The organism is Pseudomonas lundensis (assembly GCF_015377145.2).
In the GTDB taxonomy this organism is placed as follows: domain Bacteria; phylum Pseudomonadota; class Gammaproteobacteria; order Pseudomonadales; family Pseudomonadaceae; genus Aquipseudomonas; species Aquipseudomonas lundensis.
Map to the genome: position 1 here is coordinate 383,746 of NZ_CP062158.2, position 24,729 is coordinate 408,474.

32 protein-coding genes are annotated in these 24,729 nt (G+C 61.4%); 10 read left to right on the plus strand and 22 right to left on the minus strand.

What is annotated here, in order from left to right; genetic code table 11:
• Positions 1–2 precede the first annotated feature (2 nt).
• The 22 genes from sctF to sctW all read right to left on the minus strand — a co-directional run bounded on the left by sctF (position 3) and on the right by sctW (position 15,800).
• Positions 3–257: a type III secretion system needle filament subunit SctF gene (sctF, locus tag IF654_RS02075; protein ID WP_047278292.1), complete on the minus strand. Its 255-nt coding sequence runs from the start codon at positions 255–257 to the stop codon at positions 3–5.
• A complete protein-coding gene (locus IF654_RS02080; RefSeq protein ID WP_047296055.1) occupies positions 257–463 on the minus strand; it encodes an EscE/YscE/SsaE family type III secretion system needle protein co-chaperone in 207 nt (68 codons plus the stop codon). The genes sctF and IF654_RS02080 overlap by 1 nt, the downstream gene beginning before the upstream one ends.
• Positions 460–1,728, minus strand: a complete 1,269-nt coding sequence (gene sctD / locus IF654_RS02085) for a type III secretion system inner membrane ring subunit SctD (RefSeq protein ID WP_194862803.1) — start codon at positions 1,726–1,728, stop codon at positions 460–462. The genes IF654_RS02080 and sctD overlap by 4 nt, the downstream gene beginning before the upstream one ends.
• A gap of 1 nt (position 1,729) precedes the next feature.
• Entirely contained in the window at positions 1,730–3,523 is a 1,794-nt protein-coding gene (sctC, locus tag IF654_RS02090) for a type III secretion system outer membrane ring subunit SctC (protein WP_047283350.1), read from the minus strand.
• A complete protein-coding gene (locus IF654_RS02095; RefSeq protein ID WP_095009446.1) occupies positions 3,520–3,942 on the minus strand; it encodes a YscB family type III secretion system chaperone in 423 nt (140 codons plus the stop codon). The genes sctC and IF654_RS02095 overlap by 4 nt, the downstream gene beginning before the upstream one ends.
• Positions 3,943–3,964: 22 nt before the next feature.
• Positions 3,965–4,732 carry a T3SS regulon anti-activator ExsD domain-containing protein gene (locus IF654_RS02100; protein ID WP_269468884.1) on the minus strand — a complete coding sequence of 256 codons (768 nt, stop codon included), beginning with the start codon at positions 4,730–4,732 and terminating at the stop codon, positions 3,965–3,967.
• 185 nt (positions 4,733–4,917) lie between these two features.
• Positions 4,918–5,730 carry a helix-turn-helix domain-containing protein gene (locus IF654_RS02105; RefSeq protein ID WP_047279436.1) on the minus strand — a complete coding sequence of 271 codons (813 nt, stop codon included), beginning with the start codon at positions 5,728–5,730 and terminating at the stop codon, positions 4,918–4,920.
• A gap of 259 nt (positions 5,731–5,989) precedes the next feature.
• A complete protein-coding gene (locus IF654_RS02110; protein ID WP_194862802.1) occupies positions 5,990–6,394 on the minus strand; it encodes a YscW family type III secretion system pilotin in 405 nt (134 codons plus the stop codon).
• Entirely contained in the window at positions 6,391–6,636 is a 246-nt protein-coding gene (locus tag IF654_RS02115) for a T3SS regulon translocated regulator ExsE family protein (protein WP_047278279.1), read from the minus strand. Before IF654_RS02115 ends, IF654_RS02110 begins: the two co-directional genes overlap by 4 nt.
• Before the next feature lie 7 nt (positions 6,637–6,643).
• A complete protein-coding gene (locus tag IF654_RS02120; protein WP_047278277.1) occupies positions 6,644–7,087 on the minus strand; it encodes a type III secretion system chaperone in 444 nt (147 codons plus the stop codon).
• A 123-nt stretch (positions 7,088–7,210) separates the two neighbouring features.
• Positions 7,211–8,101: a YopD family type III secretion system translocon subunit gene (locus IF654_RS02125; RefSeq protein ID WP_230683752.1), complete on the minus strand. Its 891-nt coding sequence runs from the start codon at positions 8,099–8,101 to the stop codon at positions 7,211–7,213.
• Positions 8,102–8,110: 9 nt separating this feature from the next.
• A complete protein-coding gene (sctE, locus tag IF654_RS02130; RefSeq protein ID WP_047281458.1) occupies positions 8,111–9,277 on the minus strand; it encodes a type III secretion system translocon subunit SseC family protein in 1,167 nt (388 codons plus the stop codon).
• Positions 9,258–9,755 (minus strand): SycD/LcrH family type III secretion system chaperone, encoded by a 498-nt coding sequence (locus IF654_RS02135; protein ID WP_047278274.1) that lies wholly within the window; start codon positions 9,753–9,755, stop codon positions 9,258–9,260. Before IF654_RS02135 ends, sctE begins: the two co-directional genes overlap by 20 nt.
• 10 nt (positions 9,756–9,765) lie before the next feature.
• Positions 9,766–10,710 carry a virulence-associated V antigen gene (locus IF654_RS02140; protein WP_070414101.1) on the minus strand — a complete coding sequence of 315 codons (945 nt, stop codon included), beginning with the start codon at positions 10,708–10,710 and terminating at the stop codon, positions 9,766–9,768.
• Between the two features lie 9 nt (positions 10,711–10,719).
• Positions 10,720–11,004, minus strand: a complete 285-nt coding sequence (locus tag IF654_RS02145) for an LcrG family type III secretion system chaperone (protein ID WP_048375375.1) — start codon at positions 11,002–11,004, stop codon at positions 10,720–10,722.
• A 36-nt stretch (positions 11,005–11,040) separates the two neighbouring features.
• Positions 11,041–11,475, minus strand: coding sequence for an LcrR family type III secretion system chaperone (locus tag IF654_RS02150; protein WP_047278268.1), 435 nt, complete (start codon positions 11,473–11,475; stop codon positions 11,041–11,043).
• The gene (sctV, locus tag IF654_RS02155; RefSeq protein ID WP_194862801.1) at positions 11,472–13,595 is read right to left on the minus strand and encodes a type III secretion system export apparatus subunit SctV; all 2,124 of its coding nucleotides are present in this window, start codon (positions 13,593–13,595) and stop codon (positions 11,472–11,474) included. The genes IF654_RS02150 and sctV overlap by 4 nt, the downstream gene beginning before the upstream one ends.
• Complete coding sequence (gene sctY, locus IF654_RS02160; RefSeq protein ID WP_047278264.1) at positions 13,588–13,920, minus strand: type III secretion apparatus assembly chaperone SctY; 333 nt, start codon at positions 13,918–13,920, stop codon at positions 13,588–13,590. Before sctY ends, sctV begins: the two co-directional genes overlap by 8 nt.
• A gap of 5 nt (positions 13,921–13,925) precedes the next feature.
• A complete protein-coding gene (gene sctX, locus IF654_RS02165) occupies positions 13,926–14,291 on the minus strand; it encodes a type III secretion apparatus assembly protein SctX (RefSeq protein WP_047278262.1) in 366 nt (121 codons plus the stop codon).
• A complete protein-coding gene (sycN, locus tag IF654_RS02170; protein WP_047278260.1) occupies positions 14,288–14,659 on the minus strand; it encodes a type III secretion chaperone SycN in 372 nt (123 codons plus the stop codon). The genes sctX and sycN overlap by 4 nt, the downstream gene beginning before the upstream one ends.
• 9 nt (positions 14,660–14,668) lie before the next feature.
• Positions 14,669–14,944, minus strand: coding sequence for a TyeA family type III secretion system gatekeeper subunit (locus IF654_RS02175; RefSeq protein ID WP_047278258.1), 276 nt, complete (start codon positions 14,942–14,944; stop codon positions 14,669–14,671).
• On the minus strand, positions 14,925–15,800 hold the full coding sequence (gene sctW / locus IF654_RS02180) for a type III secretion system gatekeeper subunit SctW (protein ID WP_194862800.1): 876 nt from the start codon (positions 15,798–15,800) through the stop codon (positions 14,925–14,927). Before sctW ends, IF654_RS02175 begins: the two co-directional genes overlap by 20 nt.
• Positions 15,801–16,007: 207 nt before the next feature.
• Here sctW and sctN point away from each other — a divergent pair, with 207 nt between their 5' ends.
• From sctN to IF654_RS02230, 10 genes are all read left to right on the plus strand, one after another.
• Positions 16,008–17,330, plus strand: a complete 1,323-nt coding sequence (sctN, locus tag IF654_RS02185; RefSeq protein WP_047279179.1) for a type III secretion system ATPase SctN — start codon at positions 16,008–16,010, stop codon at positions 17,328–17,330.
• Complete coding sequence (gene sctO / locus IF654_RS02190) at positions 17,327–17,794, plus strand: type III secretion system stalk subunit SctO (RefSeq protein WP_179765324.1); 468 nt, start codon at positions 17,327–17,329, stop codon at positions 17,792–17,794. Before sctN ends, sctO begins: the two co-directional genes overlap by 4 nt.
• Positions 17,791–19,011 (plus strand): type III secretion system needle length determinant, encoded by a 1,221-nt coding sequence (locus IF654_RS02195; RefSeq protein WP_169859485.1) that lies wholly within the window; start codon positions 17,791–17,793, stop codon positions 19,009–19,011. The genes sctO and IF654_RS02195 overlap by 4 nt, the downstream gene beginning before the upstream one ends.
• On the plus strand, positions 19,008–19,934 hold the full coding sequence (sctQ, locus tag IF654_RS02200) for a type III secretion system cytoplasmic ring protein SctQ (protein ID WP_194862799.1): 927 nt from the start codon (positions 19,008–19,010) through the stop codon (positions 19,932–19,934). Before IF654_RS02195 ends, sctQ begins: the two co-directional genes overlap by 4 nt.
• Positions 19,931–20,590: a type III secretion system export apparatus subunit SctR gene (sctR, locus tag IF654_RS02205; protein ID WP_047278251.1), complete on the plus strand. Its 660-nt coding sequence runs from the start codon at positions 19,931–19,933 to the stop codon at positions 20,588–20,590. Before sctQ ends, sctR begins: the two co-directional genes overlap by 4 nt.
• A complete protein-coding gene (gene sctS, locus IF654_RS02210) occupies positions 20,587–20,853 on the plus strand; it encodes a type III secretion system export apparatus subunit SctS (RefSeq protein WP_047279175.1) in 267 nt (88 codons plus the stop codon). The genes sctR and sctS overlap by 4 nt, the downstream gene beginning before the upstream one ends.
• A complete protein-coding gene (gene sctT / locus IF654_RS02215; RefSeq protein WP_047278249.1) occupies positions 20,850–21,638 on the plus strand; it encodes a type III secretion system export apparatus subunit SctT in 789 nt (262 codons plus the stop codon). Before sctS ends, sctT begins: the two co-directional genes overlap by 4 nt.
• Positions 21,635–22,681, plus strand: coding sequence for a type III secretion system export apparatus subunit SctU (gene sctU, locus IF654_RS02220; protein WP_047278247.1), 1,047 nt, complete (start codon positions 21,635–21,637; stop codon positions 22,679–22,681). Before sctT ends, sctU begins: the two co-directional genes overlap by 4 nt.
• A 163-nt stretch (positions 22,682–22,844) precedes the next feature.
• Positions 22,845–24,110, plus strand: a complete 1,266-nt coding sequence (locus IF654_RS02225; RefSeq protein ID WP_194862798.1) for a cation:proton antiporter — start codon at positions 22,845–22,847, stop codon at positions 24,108–24,110.
• 240 nt (positions 24,111–24,350) lie between these two features.
• Complete coding sequence (locus IF654_RS02230; RefSeq protein ID WP_047278243.1) at positions 24,351–24,728, plus strand: hypothetical protein; 378 nt, start codon at positions 24,351–24,353, stop codon at positions 24,726–24,728.
• The last annotated feature ends 1 nt before the right edge of the window (position 24,729 follow it).

The following is a 24,729-nucleotide window of genomic DNA, read 5'->3' on the forward strand; positions in this document are numbered from 1 at the left end:
AATCAAATCTTCTGCAAAATGCTCTGCATGAGGTCTCTCATGGAGCGGGTCACGGTGGAGTTGATGTTGTAGATCACCGACCACTTGTTGAGCTTGTGTTGCAGGTCGGCCAACACCGCGGGGTTATCGCCGTTGTCGTTGCTGAGCGCCGTAATGGCGTTTTTCACGTCCGTGTTGGCGGTGTTCGCCTGCGCTTTGATCTGCTCGGCAACCTGATCGAGGGTGTTGGTGGTGTCGTTGGCAAAAATGGCGGCCATCAGCAGGCTCCTTTGAGGGTGTCGAGGATGCTCAGGGCGGCTTCGAGTGCCTGCGCCTCCTGTTGCCATTGCTGGTACTGCGCAGGCGTCGCGCCTTTTTGCAGGCGCTGTTTGCAGTCGTTTTGCGCGCTTTGCAGCGTAGCGCGCACCTGCGCGTGATAGCCCGCGCCTTCACGGCTCAGGCGTTCCTCCAATGCGGTCATCATTGCGTTTGTCCCTTGAGGTGGATGATGAATTGCTGTTTGCCGCGACTGACCACAATCGCTTCGTCTGTGATCGACAACACGCGAACGCCGTTGGGGGTTGAAGCGTCTACCGGGTATTTCTGACTGTCGTTGAGCACCACGTAGGGCACTTTGCCCAGTGACACGCCGCGCACCACGAAGGCCAGTTCTTCTGCGCTGCCACGGCGTGAGCGGTTAATCAGTTCCAGCGTCGGGCTGGCGCCGAACTCGCGGCGGAACGTGCGTTGCAGTTGTGCAAAGTCATTCAACTGGCGCTCATCCAGCTGGCCGCGCAGCTCAATGCGCTCGCCGTGATCGCGATAGCTCAGCGCCGAGGTCAGGTGTGCGTCGCTGAGCAGTTGTTCCAGGCGCTTGATGTGCGAACCGGCGAGCCGCACGCGGTTCTCGACGCCCATCAGGCCGGGCACGTCGGCCATCAGCAGGGTGTCGATGTTGGCCCAGTGGTCGTCCTGTTCGGCCAGTTCGCCTTCAAGCATGATCCAGCCGGCTTTTGACGAGGGCGTGCTGCGCACCCGCGAGTAGCCGAATTTTTGCAGGATGAAGTCCACGCCCTGACGCACTTCTTCCATGCTGCGTAATTCCAGCCGATAACTCAGCCCGCTTTTTTCAAGGTATTGGGTGAGCAGCAAGCGGCTGCGGTTGTCATCCAGATACCCGGTCAGCAACACACCGCCATCGGCTTGCGGGGCTTCAATCTGCACGTGCTGATACGGCTTGTCGCTCAAGAACGTCTGCAACCCCAGCAGCGGATCTTCACCGGCCGTGCTGCGGTTGACGCTGGACCACGGGTCGCTCATTAAGCCAATCAACAGCACCACCAGCACCACGCTCAACCCCGCCATCACGCGACCGCTCCAATGTGCAGGGTGGCGTGGGGCCCGACGTTCCTGTGCCCGGCCGATCACCGGTTGCAGCGGCGCGAAGGCGCGTTCCTGCGCGCAATACGCCCAGCTCAAGGGGCCGCATTGCTGCATGGCCAAAGCGTGCAACACCGTGCCCGGCTGCACGGGCAGGCCGTCCTGGGTCGGCTCACACGCGGCGTCCCATTCCAGCAAGCGCACCCCTTGCGGGTCGACCTCCAGCAACAGGTGCATGGCCGCGATACCGTCGTCCACCAGCACCAGGTCGGCGCTCAGCGGGTCTGAACCGATCACCACCCGACCGGCGCTCAGGGGCACTTCGGCCCCTTGATTCAAGCCGCTGTAGAACCGGATTTTCCAGCCCATGTCAGGGGCGCTTCAGCGGGCGGACGCAGTGCGTTGCCGCGTCATCGCACGTGCCTTCAATCACGCGCCAGCCGCGGCTTTCGCCGTCCATGCGACACGCGGACAGCCGTGAGCTTTTGCCCGCCTGTTGCAGTGCGTTTTGCAGCAATTGCGCGGTGGCCAGCGCCTGGCACTGGGTGGCGCCAATCGCGTTGGCCAGCTCCAGGCTCTGGTTGGACAGTTGATCGACATTGAGCAAACCGTCGAGGTAGCCCCGTTGGCTGCCCAAGGCTGCGTAATGGGCCAGCCCGTCGTCAATCAGGCGCGGTTCGATCAGAAACAGGCGCACCGAGCGCCGCACGGTGTTGGACTGAAACCGGAACAAGGCGCCAAGGTACGGAATGTCCCCCAGTAACGGCACTTTGCGCACGCCTTCGCTGAGTTCGTCGCGGTGGATCCCGCCAATCAACAGGCTTTGGCCATGGCCGACGCGGGCCACGGTGTCGACCACGGTACGGTTGATGGTGGGGATGCCTTCGGGGCCGGAGCTATTGGGTTTTTGGCTGCCGTCTTCGATGTGCAGGCTCAGGCTGATCTCCGGTTTTTCCCCTAACTGAACCACCCGCGGGGTCATTTTCAACATGGTGCCGTAGGTGATGGACTTCAGTTCAGCGACGCGTTCGCCGGTCACTTTCACGTAATAGGTTTCGCTGTGATCGATCACCGCGAGGGTGTTTTCCTGCGTCAGCAAGGTCGGGCGCGACCCCACCTGAGCGCGGCCCTGACTTTGCAGCAGGGTGACGCGGGCCATCAAAAAGTCGAGGCCGCGGCTGTCGACCAGGCTTGCGCCAGGGGCTTGCGCGCCGGGTGCGCCGGAGCCGCTGGTGCGGATGTCGATGACTTTCTTTGGCCCCAGCCCAATCCCCACATGCCAGTCGACCCCGAGTTCGGCAAGGTTTTCGGCGTTGATGTCGACAATCGACAGCGCGACTTCGATGCGCGCCGAAGGCCGGTCCAGCGCTTCAATCAGGCGTTTGTACATGGGCATGCGTTCGGCGCTGTCGCGCACCACGATCGCGTTCAATGACGGTTCGGCCTGAATCACCGCGCGCCCGGAGCGCAGCGGTGCGCGGCTGCCGTTCGCCTGGCCGTCCACCGACACCACATTGGCGTCACCCAGCACGTTGGCCAGAATGGTGGCCACGCCCGGCGCCTGAATGTCGTCCTCGCGGTACTTGATTTGGCGGTCTTCGGCCGACGCGTATTTGAGGGGAAAGATTTCCACCGACACGTCGCCGGTCTTTTCGCTGCGCAGGGTGGATTGTTGTTCCAGCGCCTGCGCGGTCTGCTCTACCAGTTCCAGGTATCGGGCCGGGCCTGACACATAGACCAGCCGTCCATCGCCGCCCGAACGCCAGCCGAATGTCGGCTCCCACACGCCCGCGGCTTGTAACGCCTCTTGCAGGTCGGACTCGGTGACCTGTTCGAGCTTGATCAGCCGCGACTGCATTTCCGTGCTTTTGAAGACGTACAGCACCGCGCCGTCGTAGTACCAGATCAGGTTGTAGAGCGCGGTCATCTGTTGCAAAAAGGCTTGTGGCGTCGGCAGGTCGAAACGGCCGCTGACTTGATCGTTGACCTTGTCGCTGACAATCACCGGGCTGTCGTAATTGGCCCCGAAGTTAATCAGCACATCGCGCAGGTTTTCACCCTGCGCCACGTAGTGGTAAGGCACCGGCGCCCAGTCCAGTTCCTGAGCCGTGGCGGGGCAGGCGGCACTGGCCAGCAGCCAGGCGGCAACGCGCAGCCACTTCATGGGCGCCATAAGGTGGGTGTCCACTGCGGTGGGCGCTCAGCCTGCTGCAAACCGGGCTTGAGGGACTCAAGAATGCCCACCTGCGCTGCCAGCACACGCTCAAGTTCATCCAGCTCAAGGGGGGCGAACTCAAGGCGGGCTTCGAGCAGCAGGTGGTCGTTTTCGTCCAGCACCAGGGCTTGGGGGTAGTGGCGGCTCCAGCGGGTCACGTGTTCCAGCACGTCGCGCAACACCTCGCGCTGCCCCGCTGCGTCGGCACGGGCTTGCCAGTCCAGCGGGCTATGGACGATCAGGTCTGCACCCTGGCGGGCCAGAAACAGGCTGTGGCCATCGATGCGCAGGTGGTAGGCACCTGTTTGATCGGCAACAAAAGGCCCTTGGCCGGTTCGCGCGGCCAATCCAGTCAGTAAACGTTCCATGAGTCCTCAGTGCCGCGGTTGGTCAGGCGCCTTGCCAGTAAAAGTGATCCTGGGCCTGACACAGGCTGCGTTCGTGCAGCCAGTGCTGCACGGCGTCGGCAGCGCTGGCGTCTGCGTCGAGCCTGATCAGGGGTTCCCACAGGGAAATAAGCGCCAGCGGCACCGGTGAAAAACCGTCCAGCTTGCCATCGGCCAGCAGCACGGCCACGCCTTGATGCCAGTTGGGCCACGCTGCGCGGGCCTGTTCGGAAATGGCGCCCAGCTTGCGTGCCAGCGCGGCTATTTCGATTTCGGTTTCAGCTTGGCGGCGAGCGACGGCTTGCAGCTCCTCGTCGACCAGTTGCGGGTCGGCATCGGTGGCCTGACGCCAGAATTGCGCCTTGATGCGCAATTGCCGCGACTGGGTTTCGAACTCGATCAACGAAGCGCGCCAGCTGGGAATGGCTTCGTCAAACAGGCTTTCCCACCAGCTGTACACCGGCAGCAATACCCAGTCGATCAGGGTTTGCGGGCAGGCCAGGTTGATGCGGTCGCCCAGCCAGTTACACCAGTTCTCGCCTTGTTCGCTGGCCTTGCGCAACACCAACTGCACATCCCCGCGTTCCAGGGCCATGCCGCGGGCCAGACGCTGCTGTAACCAATGGGATTGAAACAGTTGCTCCAATTGCTCGCGGGGCAACAGGCGTTGCATGAGCATCAGTTGCCGGGCGCTGATGATGTCGCTATCACGGTAAATCTTGCCCGAAATACAACCGGCGACACTTCCCCGCGCACGAGCATCCTGGCTCACGACAGAGACGCGCCGGCCGGCGAACATCCCTTGGCGGGGACTTTGATTAGGGTCTTCCTGGCTCATTCTCTGCCTTGACTGTTTTGTTTCGTGACACGCACATCAGGGGCCTGCGTTGCGGGTCAATCTTACGGGTGAGTGGCGCGAGTGACTTGCAATAAACGTCAGTTTTTTTTAGTCCGGGGCTATTCTTTGCCCTGCCGCGAACGGCTGGGGGTACAGCCAAATCGACGACGGTAACTCTGGGTGAAATACGACTGGCTGGAAAACCCGCTTTCCATGGCAATGTCGACAATGCTCATCTCGCTGTTGAGCAGCAAATGGTGCGCGTACAGAATGCGCCGCTCACTGATCCAGGCCCTGGGCGAGACGCCGTAGACCGAACCGAACAACTCCTTGAACGTGGTCAGGCCCATGCCGAACTCGCGGGCGAATTCGCTCAGGCGCCACTCCTGTAAATAATTGGCCTCCATGAACGCCTGCAACCGCTCCACTTGCCGGTTGCCCTGCTGGCGCAACATGGCCATCAAGGCCGGGCCCTGCGGACTGAATGCAAACAGCATCAACAACTCTTCAATGCGCAACACCGCCAGAGCGGGCGGGTGCTCGTGTTCCAGTAATGCTTTGATCCCTTTGACACAGTCGGCCAGCAACGGGGTGCTGGCAAACGCGATCATCCCGCTGCTGGGTTCTTCACAGCGCTCAACTTCGCTGAGCAACGCGCCGAAGCGCTGTATAAAACTTTGCAAGCGCGTAACCGTTAACGGAATCCACAGAATGCGACTCTCCTGACCTTCAGTGCTCACGACGTAATTACCGCGTCGGGCAAATATCATTTCACCGGGCGCAATGCGCAACGTGGTGCAGACATCTTGAACAATCAGTTCACCTTCAATAAGTACGGCAATTCCTTCTTCGGGGTTGGACTTGAATTCGAAGGTGGGCATACACCATCGACACTGCGTTATTCGTTGGCCACGTAAACTGGCACCTTGCATAGGTAGTGATCCTGAACGTGTGCGGCGTATTGACGCGTCATTACTGACAGACGTATGAGCACACTCTATCTCCATGCACATGCGGTCATTCGCATATAGCAAATTCTTGAAAGCAAGCCAGGTCATGAATAAGAGTAATTATTCAAATTTAGAATAGTTACTCTTATTCAATGAACCGCTCAATATGATTCGAACTGTTGGTGTTTCGGCTGCGTGCCGAAATCGTTTAATTATTTATAACCAGACTTGCAACACGGTGTTACCAAGGTGTGTTTATCCGGCAGTTCGGATAGCACGTTAAAGGGGTCAACTGCAGCTGCGCCGCTTGGCCGGGCACAACCTGTCGCCACCCGCGTGCCTGAACCGAACCGGCCTCGGACCACGCCAACTCACTTCTGATCAACCACTGGCGATCCGTCGCAGCGGGGACGTGAAAACTGAACCCCAGCGGCAGGGCGCTGACCCGATAGTCCGACTTCGCGACCATTCGCGGTTGCCCGGCCACCACTTCATACAGGCGAACACGCACATAAGCCGCCCGGGTCAACACCAGGCAGCTGCTCACGTTCCCTGTGAGGTCCAGCGTGTGTGCAGGGGCGGCGGGCTGGCTGATACACCCCGACAAGGCACTGACCAGCAGTGCGCCCATCGCCGCGCGCTTCATGGCAACCGGACCCGGCGCTCATGCAAGGGCGTGATGTCGCCGTCCAGTAACCGTTGCAGCCGTTGCTCGCTGTGAGGGCTGGTCTGCAACTCGGTGCCGAGCCAGTCCAGCAGCTCGGCCAACGTGATCTGCGCCTGAGCGGGGTTGGCCCCCGGCGTCAGCGCACGGCCGTTGAAATGGCCCACCTCTGTCGGGCCTTCATTCGCGGATAACGGCGCAATGCCCGCGCTTTCGATCTTCATCACAGGCTCACACTCGCATGCCTGCAGGCTGGGCCGCCGGCGGCGTGACACGCACGTGGCCGGGCAGCAATTGCTGCCAGAACTCGGCGTGGTCAAGCAGGTTGGCCAACGTGCGCTCGAAGTTTTCCAGCGTCAGCTCGGCGGCTGGCAACTGGGCGTACAACTGCACTTGACCGGTTTGCTCGTCAAACCCGAAATGCAGGTCGAACCGATACCAGCGGCGATTAAAACTCGCCAATTGACGGAAGATGCCTTCCCCCAATGTGTCCAGACCGGCCACATTGGCTTCCATGACCAGCCGATCACGGCCACCCAAAAGCACCAGCGTCACGTGTAACTGTTCATCAAACAGCAACGTCGCGACCCCGTCTGCGTCGAGCGACAAGGCGGGCAACCCACTGCGATTGGCAAATTCGGCCAGCAGCCGATTAACCCTGATCGTTAAATCCATGCTTGTCTCCTCGTACCAGGCGAATGCTAGCACCAGGCCACAACCTGATTTTGTCACTGGTAGACTTATCTTTTAAGAAAAAAGCCACATCTCAGTGGCTTTTTTCTTACTCGCATCAATCGATCAAACAATCGCCGCCGCTGCTTTCCAGGCGGCTACGTAGTTCTGAGAAAGTTCATGAAGTGTCTGAATCAGCTCTTTCATGGAGTTAGAGTTATAACTCAATTGTTCATCAACTATCTGTTTGCGACTTTGTGCAATTGACGCCTCAACTTCGTCCTCTTTGGCGTTGGCCTGAATGTGTCCTTGCCTGACTTGTACCGAAGTATTGGCCATCTGCCCCAGTGACTGATTAACGCTGTTCATCGCCTGGTAAGTGGTAGTGCGGGTGTCTATTTTTCTCCCGGTTTTAGTCAGCAGTTCGCTATCGAACGCTTGGGCCTGCTCCCAAACAGCGCCGACGGTTTTGCGATCGGCGTCCGACGTTTTGCCCAGTGATTGCATCTTGGCGTCGATCAGTTCGTTGCGCCCGGCAATGGACTTTTCCAGTTGCCCTTCCTGCTTGATGGCCTTGCCATTTTTGCTCGCGCCCACCGCGCCGATGATCGCCGTGCCGACGGCCATGATGCCGGAGATCACTGCCATGGCAATCATCAGGTTGGCGCCCGAACGCATCTCGGTGACCTGGGATTTCTGTGCCTCGATAATCGCCGTGTTTTCGCTGTCGCGTTGCAGCACGCCCAGCTCCCGGGCCTTTTGCGCGATACGAAACAGCAACACCATCAGCTCAACGGTGGTGTCCAGTTCGCGGGTGACTTTGCCCAGCGTGGCGGGGTTGAAGTGTTGTGCAGGTTTGACCAGCTCGATGCTGCCCGCCGGTGAGGTGGCAGGGGCCGACACATCGGCGGCCCGGTGAGCCGTCTCGCGGCTCACCGGGGCAGCGCTCTTTTCAACCGGGCCGCTGGAAGCGACGTCACTCAATGCCCGAGGGCTGACACTCATATCAATCATCATGGGGGCTCCTCAAATGGCCGCAGGGCGGCTGGACAAGTTATGCAGCAGGTCGCCCTTGGCGTTGATCATCTGGAAAATCTGTTCCATGACCTGGGTAAACGCCTCGACCATGCGGGTCAGTTCTTCGCGCAGGATGTCGATCACGGCTTGAAACGCGCTCAGCTCTGCGCGGTTCTCCAGCACGTCGGCCTGGCGCAGGGCTGCGTGGGCCTGATAGCTATTGTTGACGGCCTGAGAGGCGCCGTTGGCCACGTCCAGTGTGACGTCGGCCACTTGCACGCCGAGCTTGGCGCCATGGGACATGGACAGGCTCGCCACGGTGCCAAACTTGCTGCCAAATTCAGTGACTTTGCTGGCAATCGTGGCCGTGAGTTCTGCCACTTTAGTGCCCATCTTCGCGCCCAGTTTGGCCACGCCCGCCACTGCTGTGCCGCCAAAACTGGCCACGGCGGCCATCAGGGCCACGGCGATTTCAATGCCCATCAACACCGGGCCGAGTTTTTCCATCGTCTCTTTACTGATCAAGCCCGCCGCCGCAGCGGCCTGCACGGACTGGGACACAATGCCCATGACCCCGCCGGCGATCATCAGCGCGCCAGCAATTGCGCCTGCGCCGGTGGCGACCATGATGAGGCCCACGATGATCGAGGCCACGGCACTGACCCACCCAAAAATCTTGGCTGCAAGGCCCGATTTCTGGGCCTCTTTGGCAGCGTCTTGCGACTCTTGAATCTTCTTCTGGTTGTCGTCCATCTTTTGCAGGTTCTGCTCGCGCGCCCGCTTGATGTCTTCCAGTTTGTTGGCTTTTTGCGCGCTTCCCAGCTCGCTGGTGATGCGGGACAGTTCAATCTCGAACGCTTGCGGCGAGCTCAGGCGTGCGGCGGCAAGGCGGGGTACTGCGACAAGCAGTTGTTGTGTCAGGCGGCTACTGTCGTGAATGACCGTGCTGACCAACTGTTTGATGTTGGCCAGCGTCTGCGGTTGCAGGCTGTGGGCAACGCCGGGAGCAGGGGCGGGCAATTGCACGCCCTGCGACGGGACAGCGGACCACGCCTGTGCCTGGACCCGGCTGACGGTGACGTCGTGTTCGCGTTCTGCACGTTTGGGCCCGTCCGGTTCGGCAGTCGAGGCTGCCCCCGGCGTGAGCCCGTTGCGATCAATCGCTGATGCAATCATGGTGTTGATCCTTTCTGATGAGGACGGCTTCCAGTAAAGCGCCTGCACGCTCGGCCAGCGCCGCGTGTGCAGGTTGGGCTGCGGCCAGGGCCCGGGCCGAATAGAAGCCACTTTCGGCTCCGTCGAGATCACCCAGTTGCAGGTGGCACTCAGCAGCGTGAAACGGGAATCGTGGCTCGTTGACGTCAATCACCGCGCCGTAGCTGTAACTCTGCAACGCCAGCTCGAACTGCCCCATGGACTGACGGCATGCGCCCAGCCCGAGGAAGAACCGCACGTCGTAATGGTCGAGCATGCACAGCGCCTGAAACACCTTGTGGGCGCTGTCCCACTTGCCGGCCTGATAGTCGTTGAACGCCAGCGAATAGAGTTGCTCCAGGCTGTCGGCCGACACGTCCTTGAGCATGGCGAGGGTGCCGCCGTCGCGCAAAAACGCTTCCATTTCCTGCTCGCAGGCGTCTTGGGTGGGCTGGGTCATGGGCGTTCCTTTAAATGGCATTGAGAATGTCGCGCAGCAGGCTGTCGTGCTTTTGCACAAAGCGGTTAAGCGCTTCGATGGCGGCGTTGTAGCGCGAGCTGACATCGTTGAGCAGGGTGGTTTTTTCGCTCACTTTGTCGTTCAGCGGCCGCGCGCGATCACCCACCGTCGTGGCCAGGTTGGCGACCGGGTTGTTATCTTTTTCGAAGGGGTAGTCGCGCTTCAAATCGACGGCCTTGATGGCGCCGCTTTCTTTGGGCACGCCGCTCAAAAAGTCCTTGATGCTGATGCGGGTCTTGCCTTTGCCGGTGTCCATCCCGGTCAACAAGGCGTACTCGGCGCTTTTCAGCCAGCGGCTGTCCTCGCTGTAGCCGTACAGCGTCTTGTCCAGCAGGTTCAGACCGGTTGTGGCCGAGGTGTCTTCAATGTTGATGGCGCTTTTGGAGGATAAGCGCGCGTTGATCTGCGCCTGCACCACGCTGTAGATCGACAGCTCGCCGGTCAGCGATGTCAACTCGTCGCGCAGCGTGAGGCGCTTGGCGTCCTGTTGCTCCATGACGGCGACGTACACGTCGATCACGTCATCGTCGAGCGTGTCGGATGTCAGGTCGGCATGGGTCAGCGCCAGAAAATCGCTCAGCGGCCATGGCGTGGCAGGGTGTGCCTTGGCGTAAGCGGCCAGGGTCTTTTTCACCGCCTCAAGCCCGCTTTGGGTCTGGCTCGCGTACCAGCCGTTGGCAACCTGCGCCTGGGGTGGCAACAGGTACGCCAGCACCTTGGTCATCTGCTCCTGGGTCAGGGGCGTGCCGTCATGGGTGACGCGGATATTCAGCCTGCCCAGTGTCTGTTGCAGGTCGGCCAGCGCGTGGGTGTCTTTGCCGCGCAATTGGTCCAGCGACGCACCGTTCAGGTCGCTGAGAAACGGCGTGGTTTTGCTGTAATGGGAAATGCTCATGCTGAGTCCTTAAACCATAAGCCCGCGCATCCGGGCAGGGCGCCGCACGCGGCTGCCTGCTTGGGCGACAGGTCGTTGGGCGGCGCGCATGCGCTCGACTTCCTTGAGCAGCTCTTGCTCGGCGGCCTGTATCAAACGGTCGTGGCCGGGACGAAACACCCGGTCACGCACCTCGGGAGACAGCCCCAGGCCTTCCCACATTTCAGACAGCAGGCGGCCGCGCTGGGCATTGTTTTCAATGGCCAGCCGGGCGGCCTGGACGGTCGTGGCGAGGGGGGCAGGGTCTTTGTTCATGCGCTCTATAGTAGGGATAGCGCGCACGGCTTCCTGTCAGGCACGGTCGAGTTTTTGTCGTTTTCGCATGTGCTGTAGCGAGCACACGCGGCTTACGTCCAGCTCGAACCAGCCGGGTTGCGGTTGATGGGCACCCGCCCAGCGCTGATAGAAACGGCCCAGGCGCGCAGCCGCCAGCGGGCTGTGGGCCAGTACCTCGACATTCCCGTACAGCGAGGCCGGGGGCGGTAGTACGCAGCGCGCCGCTTCGGCCAGTAGATACAAAGGCGCAAAGGGGTTGGCCAGGCCGAGGCGTTCGTCGAGGCGGCGAAACATCACAATCCACACCCGCGCGCCCTCGCAGCGCCACGCGACTTCGCAACCGCCAGACATAAATTGCCAGCCCAACTGAAGGCCTGTGTTGCGCAGAAAGTGCGGGCGCACGCCCCGGCCGCTTTGCTCGAACCAGTCACACAGCGGGTCGCGGTTCACATGGCAATCCTGCCCAAGGGCTGAATGTTGATTTGCTGCGTCAGCTCCTGATACGACAGCACCGGCAACCCGTAGTAATCGCTTTCAATCAACTTGCGCACGTAGCGGCGAATGTCCATTGAAACAATCAGCACCGGCTTGCTCTGCATGCCGGACAGGTCGCCTACGGTTTGGCGCACTTGCTGTAAAAACGCCTGGGTCACGGCCGGGTCCAGCGCCAGGTAACTGCCCGCACTGGTCTGGCGGATGCCGCCGCGAATCTGTTCCTCCACCTGCTGGTCGAGCAAGTAGGCGGGCAAGATGTTGTTGCCGCTCGAGTACTTGTGGCAGATGTAGCGCTTGAGGCTGCTGCGGATGTATTCGGTGAGCTGCACCACATCCTTTTCCTTCTGTCCCCAATCCACCATGGCTTCGAGGATCGAACGCAGGTTGCGGATGGAAATGTCTTCGCCCACCAGCCGCTGGAGGATTTCGGTCATGCGCTGCAAGGGGATGATGCGCAGGGCTTCCTTCACCAGTTCGGCGTAGCTGTGCTCCATCTGTTCGAGCAGGTAGCGGGTCTCCTGAATCCCGATAAAGTCTTCGGCGTATTCGCGCAGCACGTGGGACAAGTGCCAGGTCAGCACCTGGTCCATGCTCAACACGCTGCAACCTGCCCGCTCAAGGCGTGGCCGGTGTTCTTCGCCAACCCACAGCGTGGGCTGGCCCGGCAGCACCGGGTCGCCTTCTTCGAACGGCACCCCCAACAGTTCCAACTGGTTGCTGCGTTCCTGCACCAACAGCTGCGCCGGGCGCAGGCGGCCCCGCGCGACAGGCACTTCCTGAAGCTGGATCAGGTAGTCACCGTCTTTCAAGCCTTCATTGAAACGCAGGTGAATCCCTGGAAACGGCACCCCGAAATCCAGGTACAGGGCGCGCCGTACCCGCACCAGTTCTTCATTGAGCGAGTAGCCTTCCAGGCTCTGCTGCAGGCTGGCGTCGACGTCGATCAGCAACGGCACGGTCATGGCGAACTCTTCCTTGTCACTCAGGCGCCCGCCCTTGGTTTTGCCGGGCGAAGGCTTGCCGCGAGGCTTGACCGAAGGCGCGCCCGCCCCTTGTGCCAGCAGCGTGGGCAGGTCGTGGGCTTCGCCTGCCGCCGCGGCACTGCGCTGGCGCAGCACCATCCAGTAACCGCCGCCGCCCACCAGTAATGCCAGGGCGAAAAAGGTTACGGTCGGGAAGCCCGGAATCAGCCCGAACAGCACCAACAGTACGCCCCCGATCATCAATGCCTTGGGCTGCGCCACGACCTGATCGCCGATGTCGCTGCCCAGATCGGTTGACGTGTCTGACGAATCGCGGGTGACGATGATCCCCGCCGTGATGGCGATCAACAGCGCCGGGATCTGCGTGACCATGCCGTCGCCCACGGTCAGTACCGAGTACAGCTGCAAGGCATCGGCGGCGGTCATGCCTTTTTGTGTGACGCCGATGGTGATGCCGGCCAGGATGTTGACGAAGATGATGATCAGCCCGGCGATGGCGTCGCCTTTGACGAACTTCATGGCGCCGTCCATCGAGCCGAACATCTGGCTTTCCTTCTCGATCATCGAGCGTCGCTCGCGGGCTTCGTTGACGTCGATGACCCCGGCGCGCATGTCGCCGTCGATGCTCATTTGCTTACCGGGCATGGCGTCCAGCGAGAAGCGTGCGCTCACTTCGGCCACGCGTTCCGCGCCTTTGGTTATAACCAGAAACTGCACGATGGTGATGATCAAAAACAGAATGCAGCCCACCACGAGGTTGCCGCCGACCACGAAGTTGCCAAAGGTTTCGACGATCTTCCCGGCGTCCGCTTCGAGCAGGATCATCCGCGTGGTGCTGACCGACAGCGCCAGCCGGAACAGCGTGGTAATCAGCAGCACTGCGGGGAACACCGAGAACTGCAAGGGCGAGTTTATGTAGACCGACATCATCATCAGCACCACCGAAATGGTGATGTTCATCGCGATCAGGATGTCCAGCAAAAACGGCGGCAGCGGCAACACCATCATGAACACCACCGCCAGCAGCATGATTGCCAGCATGATGTCTTTACGGGCGCCGAGGCGGGTCAGAAACTCCGTGAGTTCAGGCATGGGTATCCCGCAGGGCAAGGAAGTGCTCGTAATCGGCGCGGGCCTGTTCCAGTTGGCCTTGCAGCTGGCGCGCACGGCTCAGGCAGGCCCAGAGTGCCGGGTCCTGTTCGCCGTCGGCCAGCAATTGCTCACAGTGCTGTTGGGCCTGGGCGCCCAGGTCCAGTTGCAGCAATGCCACCACCAGCGCCTTGCGCGCGTCGCGTTGGCGGGGTTCTGCACTGAGCAGGGCTTCAAAAAACGTGCGGGCGCGGCCCGGTTGGGCGCATTGCAGTTGCACCCATCCGAGCAGCAACAGCAGGGTTTGCTCAACCGGTTTCAAGCTCATGTCACTCATACCTTGTGCAACAAATTCAGCGCCACGTGCAGCAGTTGCTCGTCGTCACTGCGCGCGGCAATCAGCTGTGCCGCCGCGTGCAGGTGAGGGTCCGGCGACGCTTCCAGGGTCTGGCGTAATTGGGCGAGGGCCTGGCGAAACGCCTGGGGGCGCAGCAGTTCGTGAAAATGCCGGGAGGGGCGTGCCAGATCCAGCCATTGCTGTTCGGCACGACGGGCCGGGTACAAGGCATCGAAATGCGCCTCCACACTGTGGCCGTCCGGCGGCAACACATAGCGCTCGGGCAGCCCGGCCAGGTCATGGGCGCTGTCGACTTCGCTGAGGTGCTCGATCCCGATATGCAGGCCGCTGATGCGACTCACGGGGCCAGCACTTCTTCACGCACGGCGATCAGCGTGCGCAGTGCTTGATGCAACACCGGCACCGTGACCCGCCGCGCCTCCAGGGTGATAAACAGCAGCAGGCGCGATTCGCCCGCCCAACCACAGCGCAGCGGCAACGGGGGCGCGGCCCGGCTGTAACAACGCGACAGGGCGCGCAGCATGCCCTGATGCGCCTGATGCCACGGCAGCTCCAGCGCCAGCCAGAGCGTCAGCCCGTGGGCATGCCGCTCCAGTTGCAGGGTGCCTGCGTGCTCGAATTCCAGCTGCACCAGGTCACTCAACGGCGACGGCAACGCCACGCCCATGTCCTGACAGAACCGGGTCAGCGCCTGATCAATCCACTGCATGCTGTGTTCTCATTGGGCTTGCCATTCGTCCTCTTCCTGATCGATGGCCAGATCCATGGCCAGCTGACAGGCGTTGAGCAGGTTGTGCCGCTGTTCCTCATCGGCAAATGTTTCGATGGGCAACAGGCGCAGCAGGCGTTTGATTTCACGGTAGAAGGTGATGAGTTCGGCCACGCTGTGCAGCGGCATCGACTGGCCCATGCGCTGAATGTCCTGCACCGTGACCCAGCGTTTATCCACCAGTGAGACCAGATCGCCCATCAGTTCAGAAGGCCCGTATGCCATGCCCTTGCTCTCCCGTGACCAACGCTTTCCATAGCGCATGAACCTGATCCGACAGGCCGCACAGCACTCGCAGCTTGGCCATGTCGCTCATCACCCGCTCCAGCTTGACCGGGTCGAGGTGAGCTTGCTGGCTGTCCAGATCGGCACTCAGGGCTTTCATCATGAACCCTGTCACGCCTTCGATGGCGGAGCTGGCGAAGCGCGTCTGAATGTCCTGCCAGGCCGCAGACAGGCCTTTGTAATCAAGGACGGCATCGCGGTAGGTGTCGCGCAGCGCCTGCACTTCGCCCAGCCCTTGGGCGTGTGCCTCAAAGGCCAGCGGGCCGATGCTCAGGCCGGTTTCAATTGCGGCGCCGTGTTCTTCGGCCATCTGCAACAGGGCTTGATCGATCAACGCCAACAGCGCGCGGGCGTCGGTTTTGGCGGCCAGCGTCTGACGCGCAAACGACAGCGCCACAAACTGGTGGCTGACCTCGCCGGAAAAGCTGTTGAGGTAGGCCTTGAACTGCGCCATGTGGGTGAGCTGCCCGCTGGACAGTTGCGCCACCAGGGTGTCGAGTTTTTGCTGGCGGTCGAGGTCGGGCACCTTGTGCAGGTACTCTTCGAGCATCTCCTGAACTTCGCTCAGGCGCGCTTGCCCGTCGCTGATCTTGCTTTTGGCCAGTGACTTTTCCACCCGCTCGGAAAACGCGAACGTCAGTTCTTCAGCGGCATCGGCCATCGACTGGCTGGTGGACACGTAGTGCACCCGCTCGCCCTGAAAACTGCCGCTCAAGCGTGGGTCGGGGCTGCGCGACGGTTCGACCTCGCGATCCCGTGGCGCGGTGGGTGCCAGCAGGTTCTGGATGTTGGCCATAGAGGCACTCGCTCTCGTGCAGCTGTGAAGAAGAGCGCCATTGTAAAAATGCGCGGCTGGCGGCGGCTGCCAAAATCCGTCGCATTTTTTTAGGCTGCCCGTTTAAACGACTGGCCCAACCAATTTATAAAAACTCTCGGCCGAGACTGAAATTTCCTACAGAAACTTCTCTTTAAAATGGCGGCCAGCCCCACACCCAAGCCGACCATGCCCCTCTCTTTTGACCCCATCGCCGATCAGATGCAGCACGTCATTGAACAATGCCGGCTGATTCAGATCCGTGGCCGGGTGACGCAAGTCACCGGCACGTTGCTCAAGGCCGTGGTGCCGGGCGTGCGCATTGGCGAGTTGTGTCACCTGCGCAACCCGGACCATTCGTTGTCATTGATGGCGGAGGTCATTGGTTTTCAGCAGCATCAGGCGTTGCTGACACCGCTGGGAGAAATGCACGGGATTTCCTCAAACACCGAGGTCAGCCCGACCGGCACCATGCACCAAGTGGGCGTGGGCGAACATTTGCTCGGGCAGGTGCTCGATGGCTTGGGTCAGCCTTTGCAAGGCGGACCCTTGGGCGAACCGGCCGCCTGGTATCCGGTGTATCGCGACGCGCCCGCGCCCATGAGCCGCCAACTGATTACCCGCCCGATTTCATTGGGCGTGCGCACCCTGGACGGGCTGTTGTGTTGCGGCGAAGGCCAGCGCATGGGGATTTTTGCAGCGGCGGGCGGCGGCAAAAGCACGTTGCTGGCGACGCTGATGCGTAACGCTGAAGTGGACGTGATCGTACTCGCGCTGGTGGGTGAGCGCGGGCGCGAAGTGCGCGAATTCATTGAGTCCGACCTGGGCGAAGAGGGCCTGCGGCGTTCGGTGCTGGTGGTGGCGACCTCCGACCGACCCGCCATGGAACGGGCCAAGGCGGGCTTCGTGGCGACCAGCATCGCGGAGTACTTTCGCGATCAGGGCAAGCGGGTGTTGCTGCTGATGGACTCGGTCACCCGCTTTGCCCGTGCCCAACGGGAGATCGGTCTGGCAGCGGGCGAACCGCCCACGCGCCGTGGCTATCCACCGTCCGTGTTTGCCGCCTTGCCGCGGTTGATGGAGCGCGCCGGGCAATCGGACACCGGCTCGATCACCGCGCTGTACACGGTGCTGGTGGAGGGCGACGACATGACCGAGCCGGTGGCCGATGAAACCCGCTCGATCCTCGACGGGCACATCATCCTGTCGCGCAAGCTGGCGGCGGCCAATCACTACCCGGCCATCGATGTGTTGCGCTCGGTGAGCCGGGTGATGAACCAGATTGTGACCCCCAGTCATCGGCACGCGGCCAGTCAGGTGCGCGAGTGGATGGCCAAATACGAAGAAGTGGAATTGCTGCTCAAGATCGGTGAGTACCAGAAAGGCCAGGACCCGATTGCCGACCGCGCCATCGACAAGATGCCTGCGATCCGGGACTGGTTGCGTCAGGGGACTCACGAACTCAGCAACTTGCCGCACAGCCTTGCCCAACTGGAGGCCCTTGCCCAGTGACCTTGCACACGCTGTTAACCATCAAGTCCTTGCGCGCCCGGCGGGCGGAGCAGGAACAACATCGCCATCAACTGCGGGTAAAGGCCTGCCGACACGCCCAGGCCTTGAGCGTGACCGAGCATCAGCAGTACCAACAGTGGCGTCAGGCCGAGGAAGCGCGCCTGTTCGAGCAGTGCAAGGAGCAGCCGTTCAACCGGCAAAAACTGGAGCGGTGGCAACAACAGGTGGCCCTGTTGCGTGAAGAAGAAGCCCGCCTCGAACAAGCGATTGCCGAGCGCACGCATGTGCTGGTGCAAGAGCGCGAGTTGTGGCGCTTGAGCCAGCGCAAGCTGCTGGACGCGCAGCAACAGGTGGAAAAATTCACCGAATTGAGCCGCCATGCACTGGACGAAGAACGCCACATGAATGAGTTGAAAGAAGAAATGGAACTCGATGAATTCCGTCGTCCGGACGTGGTGTCATGACCCGCATCAGCCCGGTCGAACCTTCGCTGCCGGGTGAGGCGCCAACCCCGATGCCCCCTGAAAAAGCGCTGCAACAGCACTTTGAACAGGCACTGCTTGCACCGCGAGTGAACGTGCCGACACCGTTGCGCCCGACGCTGTCGGCGCTGGGCAGATCCTTTCAACAGGCTCATCACGCGTTCGCCCAGTTGCTCAGAGGGCCTGAACCCCAGGCGACACCTGCGCCCCCGGCCGACGAACAGCACAGGCAGCACGCCGCAGAAGCGTTCAATGTCGAGGACAGGGCGCAGCGCCCGCCCGTGCGTGCGATGGAGACCTTAAAACCTGCTGTCGACGTTGCCGAGGGCTGCGAACCTGCAGCGGTACACGCCAAGACGCACGATCATGCTCAGCCCCTCACCGCCGCGCAACTGCCTGCCCGACACCCTGCCATCGACACGTTAAATACCGTTGCGGACGCTGCCGAACCTGCCGAACCTGCCAGAGACGTCATGCCCGAGGGCGTTAGCCTCCCTTTTGCAGCCCAACAACCGGCGCAGATACCGCCCTTTCACACCGCTGCCGTCGCTGCCGAACCGGCGAAGCACGTCAAGCCTGAAGGCGATACCCAGCCGCTCACCGCCGCACCGCTGACGCTGCGGGAGGCGTTGAAAACCATCGTGTCCATCGCCGCAGGTGACGTACACCCTGTCGATTCCCACGGCGCAGCGGCGCCGGTTGCGCCTGCGAACGACAGCCGCGCTCAGGATGACCCGCCTCAGGACGAGCCGACTCGCGATCTGCCCCTGGTGGATGACCCGCCTGACGCGTTCGCCGCCTTGATGACCCCCGGCGACAAGCTGCTCGCCCGTTTACAGCCCACCCCGGCCGCCCCCGTTTTGACGCGGGACGTGCAGCAGTTGCTCAGCGCGTTGCAGCCGCACATCCAGTGCGCTGTCACCCCCACCGGCAGTGCCAGTGTGGTGCAGGTGCATTTGCCGCAGCTCGGGCATGTGGAGGTGCAGTTGGTGACGATTCACGGTCAGTTACAAGTCGATATTCAGGCCAGCCCCGGCAGCCTGTTGCAGTTGCAACTGGCGCGCCATGAGCTGCTGGAGCGTCTGCAACGGGTCAGCCCGGAGCAACCGGTGCACCTGTCATTCAGCAATGCCCAGGACGGCGATCAGCGCTCGCGTCAGCGACGCAGTGTGTATGACGAGTGGGAGCCGCAGCCATGAACGGCCTGGGACTTAAGGCGGTCGAGCCGCAGGAGTGGGCGTTGCAGCAACGCCTGGCGGTGTGCCGCAGCCGCTACCCGTTTGAGGACGGGCACGCGCAATTGGCGGTCAGCCATCCTCCGGCGGGTCTTGATATGGCGCTGCGGGTTCACTGGCGCGGCGTGCCGCTGCGCTGGTTGTGCCACCGCGCCTGTCTGGCGCAATGGCTGGCGCCGCGCTTGCAGGAGGCGGCTTTCGCCAGTTTGCCCCCCGCCCTGCAACTGGCGTTGCTGGAAGTGGAAGCGGCGTCGTTCAACGGCCTGGTGTGGGAAGCCGTCGAGCCGTGTGTGCCGACCGCACGAACCCCTTGCTTGAGCCTCAGCCTGTCCCGTGGCAGCGAGCAGTTAGTGGGGTGGCTTGAGGGAGATCCCGACGCGCTGCTGGCCATGCTCGCGCCCCGGCCATTGCGCGAAATGCAGCCTGTGGCGCTGGTGTTGTCGTTGCAGTGGGGCCCCGTGGCGCTGACCCCCGCGCTGTTGAATTCGGTCTGCCCCGGCGATGTGCTGCTGTTGCCTGCGCACCACGACGCGCAAAGCCCGTTGCTGGCCCATATCGAAGGGCGCCCGTGGGCGCACGTTCTTCCTGAAGACTCTCACCTCAAGGTACTCGCCATGCACACACCGCCCCCGACTGACCCCGACCACGCCCTGGCAGGCCTCGATCAACTCGACGTGCAGGTCAGTTTTGAGGTGGGTCGTCAAACCCTCGACCTGCACACGCTGGCAGCGCTGGAGCCGGGCGCGCTGATTGATCTGGCCTGCGGGCTGGAAGGCGAGGTGCGCATCCTGGCCAATCAGCGCTGCGTCGGCACCGGTGAGCTGGTGCGCATTCAGGATCGGTTGGGGGTGCGCGTCACCCGCCTGTTGCCGGGCAGCGCCGCATGATTCAGTTACCGGACGAACTCAGCCTCATCATGGGGCTGGCCTTGCTGGCCCTGTTGCCGTTTATCGCGGTGATGGCCACATCGTTTATCAAAATGACGGTGGTGTTTTCGCTGCTGCGCAACGCGCTGGGCGTGCAACAAATCCCGCCCAACATGGCGATGTATGGGCTGGCCATTATTTTGAGTGTGTACGTGATGGCTCCCGTGGGGTTCGCCACCCGCGACTACCTGAAAACCCATGAGGTGAGCCTGAGTAAAACCGAATCGGTCGAGCTGTTTCTCGATGAAGGCATGCAGCCGTACCGCGATTTTCTCAAGCGTCAGATCCAGACCCGCGAGCACGCGTTTTTCGTCGACAGCACGCGGCAGATCTGGCCCGCCGAATACGCCGACCGTCTGGAACCCGACAGCCTGCTGATCCTGCTGCCTGCGTTCACCGTCAGTGAGCTGACCCGCGCGTTTGAAATCGGCTTTTTGATCTACCTGCCGTTTATTGCCATCGACCTGATCATCTCCAACATCCTGCTGGCGATGGGGATGATGATGGTGTCGCCGATGACCATTTCGCTGCCGTTCAAACTGTTGCTGTTTGTATTGCTCGACGGCTGGGCGCGCCTGACCCATGGGCTGGTCATCAGTTACGGGGTGTGGCCGTGAACAACGCCGACATCCTGCACTTCACCAGCCAGAGCCTGTGGCTGGTGCTGGTGTTGTCGCTGCCCACGGTGCTGATTGCCGCCGCCGTCGGCACACTGGTGTCGCTGCTGCAAGCCCTGACGCAAATCCAGGAACAAACCCTGGGCTTCGTCGCCAAGCTGGTGGCGGTGGTGGTGACTTTGTTTGCCACGGCGGGCTGGATGGGCAACGAGCTGTTCACGTTCGCGGACATGACGCTGCATAAGGTGGCGCTGGTCCGATGAGCATTCAGGACCTGCAACAGCTGCTGCTGGCCTACACGCTGCTGTTGCCGCGCATCCTGTGCTGTTTTGTGGTGATGCCGATCCTGAGCAAACAGATGCTCGGTGGCGGGCTGGTGCGCAACGGCGTGGCCTGTTCGCTGGCGCTGTTCATCTACCCGGCCGTGGCCGGCACGCTGCCTGCGACCCTGACGGGGCTGGAGCTGGCGCTGGTGATCGGCAAGGAAATCCTGCTGGGGCTGTTGATCGGCTTCGTGGCGACCATTCCGTTCTGGGCCATTGAGGCCACCGGTTTCATCATTGACAACCAGCGCGGCGCCTCGATTGCCTCGACCCTGAACCCGACGCTGGGCAGCCAGACGAGCCCCACCGGGTTATTGCTGACGCAAACCCTGATCACGTTGTTTTTCTCCGGCGGCGCGTTTTTGATGTTGCTCGGGGCGCTGTTCCAGAGCTACGTGAGCTGGCCGGTGGCGACGTTTTTTCCGCACGTGGGCGAGCAATGGGTGGTTTTTTTCTACAGCCAGTTCAGCCAGCTGCTCAGCCTGTGCGTGCTGCTGGCCGCGCCGCTGTTGATCGCGATGTTTCTGGCAGAGTTCGGACTGGCCCTGATCAGCCGATTTGCGCCGTCGCTCAACGTGTTCATTCTGGCCATGCCGATCAAAAGCATCATCGCCAGTTTTTTGCTGGTGATTTACCTCAACGTCCTGATGACCCACGCCTATGACAGCCTGTTGCTGGCGCTGGACCCGGTGCAGTTACTGACGCCGGTGCTGGAGGGGCGATGAGCGGTGAAAAAAGCGAACAGCCCACGCCCAAGAAACTGCGCGATGCGCGGGTCAAGGGGCAGGTGGTCAAAAGCCGTGAAGTGGTGTCCACGGCGTTGATTCTGGCCTTGGTCGCGTTGTTCATGGGCGCCTCGTCGTACTACATGGAACACTTGGGCGGCCTGATGCTGATGCCCGCCACCTACCTGAACCTGCCCTTTGGCCAAGCCTTCGAGCTGGTGCTGGAAAACCTCATGCAGGAGCTGGTGTACCTGTGCCTGCCGATACTGGCCGTGGCCGCGCTGGTGGTGATCGCCTCGCACCTGGCGCAATACGGCTTTCTGCTCAGTGGCGACGCAATCAAGCCTGACCTCAAAAAGATCAACCCGGTGGAAGGGGCGAAGAAGATCTTTTCGGTTCGCAGCCTGGTGGAGTTTCTCAAGTCCACCCTCAAGGTTGCGCTGTTGACGCTGTTGGTGTGGGTCACGCTGGAGGGCAACCTCAACGCGTTGATTCGCTTGCCCGCCTGCGGCCTGGGCTGCATTGCACCGGTCATCGGCCTGATGCTTGAGCAGTTGATGCTGGTGTGCGGTGTCGGCTTTGTGCTGATTTCAGCCGCGGACTATGCGTTTGAGCGCTATCAGCACAACAAGCAGTTGCGCATGAGCAAGGACGAGATCAAGCGTGAGTACAAGGAAATGGAAGGCAGCCCCGAGATCAAGAGCAAACGGCGGCAGTTTCACCAGGAGCTACAGACCAGCAACCTGCGCGCTGACGTGCAGCGCTCGTCGGTCATCGTCGCCAACCCTACGCACATCGCCATTGGCATTCGATATGTGCGGGGCGAGACGCCGTTGCCGCTGATTACCCTCAAATACACCGACGCCCAAGCGCTTCAGGTGCGGCGCATCGCTGAGGAAGAAGGCATCCCGGTTTTGCAGCGCATCCCGCTGGCGCGCGCGTTGTATCAGGGCGGTCATGTGGATCAGTACATTCCGGCCGATTTGATCGAGCCCACGGCCGAAGTGTTGCGCTGGCTGGCCGACTTGCACAAAGAACCGTAAATCCGGCTGATCGTGCAACCTGGCAGGCCTTTTGTGGTCAATGCTGGCCGGGCGTTGCGTCGGTTTGTCACGCTTGGCCATGTGCCGCTGCACCCGGCTTTTGCATCAAACCAACGCCCGGCCTGATCGGGCCTCCCTCCATCTCGCCACCACAGGAACTCGGATGCTTGAGCTTGTTGCTGCGTTTATCTGCCTGACGTCGTTGCTGACGTATGTGAATTACCGTTTTATCGGCCTACCGCCCACGATTGGCGTGATGGTCACCGCCCTATTATTTTCCCTGCTGTTGCAAGGGTTGAGCGTACTCGGCTACCCGGGCCTCGAAGACCGCGTGCAACAGTTGATCGGCCAGATCGATTTTGGCGATCTGCTCATGAACTGGATGCTGGGCTTTTTGCTGTTTGCGGGCGCCTTGCACGTTAACTTCAACGACGTGCGCAGCTACCGCTGGCCGATCGGTTTGTTGGCCACCGTGGGTGTCTTGATTGCCACCACGGTGATCGGCAGCCTGGCGTACTGGATTTTTGGCCTGTTCGGCTGGCACATCAGCTTCCTCTACTGCCTGCTGTTCGGCGCGCTGATTTCCCCCACCGATCCGATTGCAGTACTCGGTGTGCTGCGGACCGCCAACGCCTCCAAACCCCTGAAAACCACCATCGTGGGCGAGTCGCTGTTCAATGATGGCACCGCCGTTGTGGTGTTCACCGTGTTGCTGGGCATTGTCCAATTGGGCGAAACCCCCAGTGTCAGCGCCACGGCCATGATGTTCGCCCACGAAGCCATTGGCGGCGTGGTGTTTGGCGGGCTGATCGGTTATCTGGTGTACCGGATGATCAAAAGCATCGAGCAGTACCAGATCGAAGTCATGCTGACCCTGGCGCTGGTGATCGGCGGCTCGGCCATGGCCAGCGAGCTGCACGTGTCGGCGCCGATTGCGATGGTGGTGGCCGGTCTGATTATCGGCAATCTGGGCCGTAACAAAGCCATGAACGAGATGACCCGTCGTTACATGGACGGTTTCTGGGAGTTGCTGGATGACATGCTCAACGCGCTGCTGTTTGCGCTGATCGGCATGGAGTTGTTGCTGCTGCCGTTCTCGTGGCTGCATTTGCTGGCTGCCAGTGCGTTGGCCGTGGCGATTCTGCTGTCGCGCCTGCTCACCGTCGCCCCGGCCATTGTGTTGCTGCGCCGCTGGCGCGCCGTGCCCCGTGGCACCATCCGCATCCTGACCTGGGGCGGCCTGCGGGGCGGGGTATCGGTTGCTCTGGCACTAGCGTTGCCGCTGGGCCCGGAGCGTGACCTGATCCTGAGTATCACCTACATCGTGGTGCTGTCGTCGATCCTGTTCCAAGGGTTGACCATCGGCAAACTGGTCAGACACGTGACCCAAGATGCGCCTGCCCCCGCCGCGGGCGACAGCGCGCATTAACCCCGCCACCCGGCACAGTCCCTCTGGTCGCTGACGAACCGTGCGAGGCTGCACATGCAGCCTCGCCCCTCAACAGCGACTACGTAAGACCCTTCTTGCATCCTTGTGGGTGCTTCCTTGCACGTTGACTACACTGAATCTCGTTTGGCTGAAGGTGCTTTCGGCAATGGCCTGAGTGCGCCTGTTCGTTCGGGTTTTCCTTACATACCCAATGTGTACATAACGGAAAAGGGGAAAGGGATGAGTACATCTGCTTATGCGTCACCCGCGGCAACGCCCAGGCGTCACGTGGGTGCTTATATTTTGATCGTTGCGGCCCTGGTGGCACTGGTCATCACGGCGTGGCGCTTCTTCACCCCGCTGTCGGGCATTGATGGCTCGGGCGGAGCGATGACGGCGATGTTTGCCGAACTGGTGATGGTTGTACTCGGGCTGTTACTGCTCAAAAGCCATGCAGGCGGGCTGCGAGGCTTTCTCCTGTTTTTGAGTTGGGCGGGGATTATCGGGACCTTTATCGCCGCCCTGTTTTTGCACGGGTGGTGGACTGCCGCCGTGCTGGCGGTGGGCGCGGTGGGTGTCGTGATTGAAACCTTCACCCCGGCAACCAGGAGCGCGTGAC

Coding starts and splice junctions, on each gene's coding strand:
- sctF (WP_047278292.1), bottom strand. CDS start 257: ATGGCCGCCATTTTTGCCAACGACACCACCAACACCCTCGATCAGGTT.
- IF654_RS02080 (WP_047296055.1), bottom strand. CDS start 463: ATGATGACCGCATTGGAGGAACGCCTGAGCCGTGAAGGCGCGGGCTAT.
- sctD (WP_194862803.1), bottom strand. CDS start 1,728: ATGGGCTGGAAAATCCGGTTCTACAGCGGCTTGAATCAAGGGGCCGAA.
- sctC (WP_047283350.1), bottom strand. CDS start 3,523: ATGAAGTGGCTGCGCGTTGCCGCCTGGCTGCTGGCCAGTGCCGCCTGC.
- IF654_RS02095 (WP_095009446.1), bottom strand. CDS start 3,942: ATGGAACGTTTACTGACTGGATTGGCCGCGCGAACCGGCCAAGGGCCT.
- IF654_RS02105 (WP_047279436.1), bottom strand. CDS start 5,730: ATGCAAGGTGCCAGTTTACGTGGCCAACGAATAACGCAGTGTCGATGG.
- IF654_RS02110 (WP_194862802.1), bottom strand. CDS start 6,394: ATGAAGCGCGCGGCGATGGGCGCACTGCTGGTCAGTGCCTTGTCGGGG.
- IF654_RS02115 (WP_047278279.1), bottom strand. CDS start 6,636: ATGAAGATCGAAAGCGCGGGCATTGCGCCGTTATCCGCGAATGAAGGC.
- IF654_RS02120 (WP_047278277.1), bottom strand. CDS start 7,087: ATGGATTTAACGATCAGGGTTAATCGGCTGCTGGCCGAATTTGCCAAT.
- IF654_RS02125 (WP_230683752.1), bottom strand. CDS start 8,101: ATGATGATTGATATGAGTGTCAGCCCTCGGGCATTGAGTGACGTCGCT.
- sctE (WP_047281458.1), bottom strand. CDS start 9,277: ATGATTGCATCAGCGATTGATCGCAACGGGCTCACGCCGGGGGCAGCC.
- IF654_RS02135 (WP_047278274.1), bottom strand. CDS start 9,755: ATGACCCAGCCCACCCAAGACGCCTGCGAGCAGGAAATGGAAGCGTTT.
- IF654_RS02140 (WP_070414101.1), bottom strand. CDS start 10,710: ATGAGCATTTCCCATTACAGCAAAACCACGCCGTTTCTCAGCGACCTG.
- IF654_RS02145 (WP_048375375.1), bottom strand. CDS start 11,004: ATGAACAAAGACCCTGCCCCCCTCGCCACGACCGTCCAGGCCGCCCGG.
- sctV (WP_194862801.1), bottom strand. CDS start 13,595: ATGCCTGAACTCACGGAGTTTCTGACCCGCCTCGGCGCCCGTAAAGAC.
- sctY (WP_047278264.1), bottom strand. CDS start 13,920: ATGAGCTTGAAACCGGTTGAGCAAACCCTGCTGTTGCTGCTCGGATGG.
- sycN (WP_047278260.1), bottom strand. CDS start 14,659: ATGCAGTGGATTGATCAGGCGCTGACCCGGTTCTGTCAGGACATGGGC.
- IF654_RS02175 (WP_047278258.1), bottom strand. CDS start 14,944: ATGGCATACGGGCCTTCTGAACTGATGGGCGATCTGGTCTCACTGGTG.
- sctW (WP_194862800.1), bottom strand. CDS start 15,800: ATGGCCAACATCCAGAACCTGCTGGCACCCACCGCGCCACGGGATCGC.
- sctN (WP_047279179.1), top strand. CDS start 16,008: ATGCCCCTCTCTTTTGACCCCATCGCCGATCAGATGCAGCACGTCATT.
- IF654_RS02195 (WP_169859485.1), top strand. CDS start 17,791: ATGACCCGCATCAGCCCGGTCGAACCTTCGCTGCCGGGTGAGGCGCCA.
- sctQ (WP_194862799.1), top strand. CDS start 19,008: ATGAACGGCCTGGGACTTAAGGCGGTCGAGCCGCAGGAGTGGGCGTTG.
- sctR (WP_047278251.1), top strand. CDS start 19,931: ATGATTCAGTTACCGGACGAACTCAGCCTCATCATGGGGCTGGCCTTG.
- sctT (WP_047278249.1), top strand. CDS start 20,850: ATGAGCATTCAGGACCTGCAACAGCTGCTGCTGGCCTACACGCTGCTG.
- sctU (WP_047278247.1), top strand. CDS start 21,635: ATGAGCGGTGAAAAAAGCGAACAGCCCACGCCCAAGAAACTGCGCGAT.
- IF654_RS02225 (WP_194862798.1), top strand. CDS start 22,845: ATGCTTGAGCTTGTTGCTGCGTTTATCTGCCTGACGTCGTTGCTGACG.
- IF654_RS02230 (WP_047278243.1), top strand. CDS start 24,351: ATGAGTACATCTGCTTATGCGTCACCCGCGGCAACGCCCAGGCGTCAC.